Source organism: Amycolatopsis acididurans, assembly GCF_012328925.1.
GTDB classification, from domain to species: domain Bacteria; phylum Actinomycetota; class Actinomycetes; order Mycobacteriales; family Pseudonocardiaceae; genus Amycolatopsis_E; species Amycolatopsis_E acididurans.
This window is the reverse complement of sequence record NZ_JAAXLS010000105.1, coordinates 1-2618: the sequence shown is the minus strand read 5'-3', so window position 1 is coordinate 2618 and position 2618 is coordinate 1. Positions and strand designations below refer to the sequence as shown.

Here is a 2618-nt window from a genome sequence, read left to right as displayed (position 1 = left end):
CGCCGCCACCCACGGGCCCCGATCGGTCTCGATCCCGACCAGCACCTCGACATCGGCCGGGTCGATGTCCCCGGTCAGTTCCCCGATCATGGTGTGCAACCGGGCCATCCCCGCCACACCCTCGGGCAGCCGGGCCTTGGCCAAACGGCGCCCCGAGCCGTCCATCACCTCCACATCGTGGTGGGGTCGGCATGGAGCGCGGTTCCGGGATTGCTCCCGGCCCGTTTCCCCATGCCGCCCTCCCGAACCGGACGTGCGAGTTGTCCCCGCATCCGGCTCTCCACAAGTCCCGTTGGACGGGTGCTTTCCTCATGCCTTGCTGGGCCAGGGCGACGGGATCGCCGTTCCCCGTGGTCGGTAGCGCGTGGTGGCCACCGATCCGGGGTTGAACAACACGACTTCTCCCGCCTGTGGCCACCATCCGCCGTCGCAGTAGCGGCGACGCAGTTCCTTCCAGCCCATGTTGGGGTGCTTGCGTCGGAGCCATCCGAACACCTGCCGCCAGACAATCATGCGCAGGTATTCAAATGCCCGGCTCGACACACCTGGGCGGAAATACGCGGTCCAGCCCCGCAGCACCTGGTTGAGCTTGTGCAGCAGGACTGTCAGCGGCAGGCTGACGTTCGTCCGGCAGATCGCCTTCGTCTTGGCCTTGATGGACTTCAGAGTCTTCTTGGCCGGATAGTTGTAGACGTAGTGCCGGACGGTGCCTCGCTTGCGGTGACGCTGGATGCGCCAACCCAAGAAGTCGAGGCCCTCGTCGATATGGGTGATCAGCGTCTTGTCCTCCGACAGTCGCAGGCCGACGGTGGACAAGACCTCCGCCACTTCGGGGAGCATTGCCTGCGCGTGCGCTCGTGTCCCGGAGATCAGGATCACGAAGTCGTCCGCGTACCGGATCAACCGGCAATTGGGCAGTCCCTTGCGGCGGCGGGTCCACCGCTGTTTTGTGGTCGATCGTGGCCCACCTGGATGCGTGACGAAATGCTCGTCCAGCACCGACAGTGCGACGTTGGCCAGCAGCGGGGACAGAATCCCACCTTGCGGGGTGCCAGTGACCGTTTCCTTCGACGTGCCTACCTCGCTGAGGATGCCCGCCTTCAGAAACACCTTCACCAGCGCGAGCACGCGCTTGTCCCCGATCCGAGCTCGCACCCGATCCATCAGGGCCGGATGCGAGATCTCGTCGAAGCAGGCCGTGATGTCGCCCTCCAGCACCCACTCGTAGGTCTTGGATGCCAGGAAAACGGTCTCGGCCATCGCGTCGTGCGCGCGTCGCTTAGGCCGAAAGCCGTACGAGCACGGCATGAAGTCCGCCTCGAAGATCGGCTCCAGCACCAGCTTCAAGGACGCCTGGACCACCCGGTCGGTCACGGTCGGGATGCCCAAACGTCGCCGCTTGCGCGAACCTGGTTTGGGGATCATCCGTTCCTTGACCGGCATGGGTCGGAAGCTGCGCGACTTCAGTTGTTCGCGCAACTCGGCGAGGAAGCCCTCCGCGCCAATCCGGTCACGGACGAAGGCGGCGGTCTGTCCGTCGACTCCGGCCGATCGAGCGCCTTTGTTCCCCGCAACCCGAGCCCAAGCGACCAACAGGAAGCTGGGATCGGTGACGAGGTTGAAAATGTCGTCGAACCGGCGATGAGGATCGTCGGTCGCCCAACGGTGCAACTTGGTCTGGATCTCCAGTACCCGGCGCTCGGCCCAATACAGAACCGCCTCCGGATCGCGGGTGTTCACCCGTGGCCTCCCGGCATTCCAGTCTCCTCCTTGCTGACTCGCTGGCTCCCTTCGCCATGTGGCCGGCTTTCCCGACCTCGGACTACTACGGAGCCTCCGTCCCGTCCGATGCCTTCAGAAGACGACGTGCCTGCCCGTCCTTCGCGCTGGCTGCGCGAGGCGAGGGCGACACCGGACGGTTCCCACGTTCACCTCGAAGTCGATCGATGGGTGAGGCGCCCAGCTCTACCCCTGCGGCATCGCCACGGCTACGCCGCAGACCTTCGCCGTGGCCTCCCGACGGCTCACCACATCGCCGCCGGGAGTTCTCCACCGCCCACCGGACAGTGGATACGCACCGCACCCAGCCCCTATCCGCCAAGTTTGAGCTGGTGGGCCGTTAAGGGGCGTCAAACACTGGTTCCTCTCGTACGCCTTCCCATCTCGCTGACCGGACCCGCACCGTCTGGCAGTACCGGCACGTCCCGGCGTTGTCAGGGCTGCTCCCACCCTCACCGGCGTCTCCCGGATCAGGCTGCCCCCAGCTTCACCCGCCCACTGCGATGGCCGGATGGCAAAGGCCTTTCACCTCCACTCGACTCGAAGCGCCTCGTGGCGCACGTGGTCTTCCGCCCAGTCATCCCCTACGAACAGCCGCAACGATCCTCCCGTTGTCGATCACCATCACGCAGCCGGCGGGAGAACTATCAGCGACCTAATCAAGCAGTGCTCACACCACCGGCGGGCACGACATCCCAGCAGCGATCAACTCTCCCGACCAACCGGCAGGGGCACGATCTTTGCTCAGGACTCGAAGTCCAGGAGCTCACAGTGCTCACCTACCGGCCAGCTACACCAGGAGTGTGCCGGATGGCTCACTCCCAGAACTGATTAGGAGC

1 protein-coding gene is annotated in these 2618 nt (G+C 65.2%); it reads right to left on the bottom strand.

The genetic code is table 11. The features are described from left to right. Window positions 1-309: 309 nt before the first annotated feature. The gene (ltrA, locus tag HFP15_RS42000) at window positions 310-1740 is read right to left on the bottom strand and encodes a group II intron reverse transcriptase/maturase (RefSeq protein WP_168524182.1); all 1431 of its coding nucleotides are present in this window, start codon (window positions 1738-1740) and stop codon (window positions 310-312) included. Window positions 1741-2618 lie beyond the last annotated feature (878 nt).